This window comes from Nostoc sp. CALU 546, from assembly GCF_048836525.1.
In genome coordinates, this window is the sequence record NZ_JAWJTF010000322.1 from 1 (window position 1) to 2,239 (window position 2,239).

Annotated in this window: 2 protein-coding genes; both read right to left on the minus strand. The window is 45.1% G+C overall.

Annotated features, from left to right (window positions below):
* Positions 1–199 precede the first annotated feature (199 nt).
* Positions 200–1,990 (minus strand): translational GTPase TypA, encoded by a 1,791-nt coding sequence (gene typA, locus RRG12_RS43270; protein ID WP_420759535.1) that lies wholly within the window; start codon positions 1,988–1,990, stop codon positions 200–202.
* A gap of 50 nt (positions 1,991–2,040) precedes the next feature.
* The coding region (locus RRG12_RS43275; RefSeq protein WP_420763297.1) for a hypothetical protein at positions 2,041–2,239 on the minus strand (199 nt) is incomplete at its 5' end.

The window sequence follows — 2,239 nt, forward strand, 5'->3', positions numbered from 1 at the left end:
TCAGAAGATTCAAATTGTACAACGATTTCAGAACAAATAGATTTGATGCGGTCAAGAGAATCACGCAAGTCATCCATCGAAATATATACTCAATCTATGTTTGCGATTTTAAATGTAGTTTAACATTTGAAAAATGTTGTAGTGAACCAACTAAAAAGCCCGCCAATGCGGGCTTTCTAAATCAATTAAGAATTCTTACTTACCGTTTCGCCAACTTCTTCGACATCTTCCGCAGACGAATCGATTGAGGTGTAACTTCCACCAATTCATCGGGGCCAATGTATTCCAAAGCACGTTCTAGGCTCATGTCTATTGGTGCTTGCAACTGAACCAATTCATCACCACCAGCAGCCCGGTGGTTGGTTAACTGCTTGGTTTTACAGATATTCAATTCCAAATCTTGGGAACGATTGTGTTCTCCCACAATCATACCTCTGTAAACCTTTGTGCCAGGAGTAATAAAGAATGCTCCTCTATCTTCGGCATTTCTCATGGCGTAGAAGGTAGAAACGCCTTCTTCAAAGGAGATTAAAACACCCTTGTTACGGGCTTCAATGTCACCACTAAGTTGACGGTAGTCTAAGAAACTGTGGTTCATGATGCCTTCGCCACGAGTCATCCGCATGAATTCACCCCGGAAACCAATCAATCCACGGGCGGGAATCACAAACTCTAACTGGGTGCGATCGCCACTACCTGGTTGCATATCTTGCATTTCGCCTTTGCGTTGTCCCAGGCGTTCAATACAGCTACCCACAGCATCAGCAGGAATGTCTAACACCAAAAGTTCGTAAGGTTCGCAAGGTTGACCGTTGATTTCGCGGTAAATTACCTGTGGCTGAGATACCTGGAACTCGAAGCCTTCCCGGCGCATGGTTTCAATTAAGATACCCAGGTGGAGTTCTCCACGACCGGAAACGAGGAATTTATCTGGAGAATCGGTTTCTTCAACACGCAAAGCAACGTTGGTTTCAAGTTCGCGGAATAGGCGATCGCGAATTTGTCTTGATGTCACCAACTTACCTTCTTGACCAGCAAAGGGCGAATCATTCACCCAGAAGGCCATTTGCAAGGTTGGTTCATCCACTTTAATTAGTGGTAAAGCTTGTGGTTCATTGGGGTCAGTAATCGTTTCCCCAATATAAGCATCGGCGAAACCAGATACCGCGACGATATAACCTGCGGTTGCTTCTTCCATCTCTACGCGCTTCAGTCCATCAAAGCCCATCAATTTGGTAATTTTACCCTTGACAATGGTGCCATCTTCTGTAACTAAAGCCGCTTGCTGTCCTGAGCGGATAGTACCGTTGTGAATTCTGCCAATCACAATCCGTCCCAGATATTCAGAATAATCTAGGGTTGTAACTTGCAATTGCAGAGGCTTATTGCTGTCGCCTACTGGTGGTGGAACGTGTTGCAGAATCGCGTTAAACAGGGGTTGCATATCTACCGATTCTGCTTCCAAGCTTTCCTTGGCGAAACCTGCCATACCAGAGGCAAACAGATAGGTAAAATCACACTGGTCTTCGTCTGCCCCTAATTCCAAGAACAGATCCAAAACTTTATCGACAGCAACGTGAGGGTCAGTTTTACCACGGTCGATTTTGTTGATAATAACAATGGGGCGCAGCCCTTTTTCTAAAGCTTTTTTCAGAACAAAGCGTGTTTGGGGCATGGGGCCTTCGTTGGCATCGACAATCAGAAGACATCCGTCAACCATGCCGAGTACGCGTTCAACTTCGCCACCAAAGTCAGCGTGTCCAGGAGTATCAACAATATTGATTAGCGTTTCTTTGTAGCGAACTGCCGTATTTTTGGACAGGATAGTAATACCCCGTTCCCGTTCTAGGGCGTTGGAGTCCATAACGCAATCCGGAACGTCTTCGCCTTCGCGGAAAATGCCGGATTGTTTGAGGAGTGCGTCAACCAGCGTGGTTTTGCCGTGGTCAACGTGGGCGATAATTGCGACGTTGCGAATTGGGAGCGTCATAGAAACTTTTGGTGAACTCTAGAGGGGGTTTTAAGATTTACATTTGAATGCTAGGCTGTTTTAACAGAACTGGGGATGATCAGCAAATTCTGTAAAGAACCTTTAACAATTCTAGCGTAATCGTCACAATTGCGGGGAGTTTTGTAAACCCCACAATGGAAAAGTGTGGTAATTACGGTGTTAGTGGGACAAAAAAAGCTTCTGTTACAAACAGATATTGTGTGAAGGGCGGTATAGCTATTGTAATTT